Annotated in this window: 1 pseudogene; it reads left to right on the plus strand. The window is 63.4% G+C overall.

The window, feature by feature from the left end:
- Positions 1–259: 259 nt before the first annotated feature.
- Positions 260–662, plus strand: a pseudogene (locus A5733_RS26865) (transposase); the annotation flags it as partial.

A 662-nucleotide genomic window follows, 5' to 3' on the forward strand; every position in this document is an offset into this window, starting at 1 on the left:
CCTGAGCTACCTCGGCGGAGTCACTCTGGCCGCCATCATCACCTTCTACCGCGTCCGCAATTAACAGACACGACCTAATCCAAAGTAGCTTCAGACGATCACGGGGCATCGGATCGGCAGGATCGGCGCTGGCAGGGCGGGACGTCCGGTGCATCAGTACCGTCCGGGAGTGAACCCTGTGAGGTGAGCCCTTCGTAGTGGTCCAGTTGTTGTGCGACTCTGTTGTCCGAGTGTTTGGGCAGGAAGAATCGACGACGACATGGCAGCGAACAAGCGCCGGCGGCACACGCCGGATCAGATCATCCGCAAGCTGGCCGAGGGCAACACGCTGCTCGGGACCGGCCAGGAACTGGCCGAGGTGTGCCGGCATCTGGAGGTCACCGAGTCGACCTGGCATCGCTGGGTGACCCAGTACGGCGGGATGAAGGCCAACGACGCCAAACGGCTCAAAGAATACGAGGCAGAAACTTCTGACCCCGAACCGCAAGCACAGCGCCGTAGCGATGCTGCGCGAGCGGTTCGGGGTGTCGCAGCGGCGCGCCTGCTCGGATGGTCGGTCTGCACCGCTCGACGATGCGCCTGCAACCACCGGCGATCACTGATGAGGAAGCTGAGCTGCGGGCCTGGCTGTCGAAGTTCTCCATCGACCGGCCACGATGGGG

Source organism: Mycobacterium sp. NS-7484 (assembly GCF_001953975.1).
Classification (GTDB): domain Bacteria; phylum Actinomycetota; class Actinomycetes; order Mycobacteriales; family Mycobacteriaceae; genus Mycobacterium.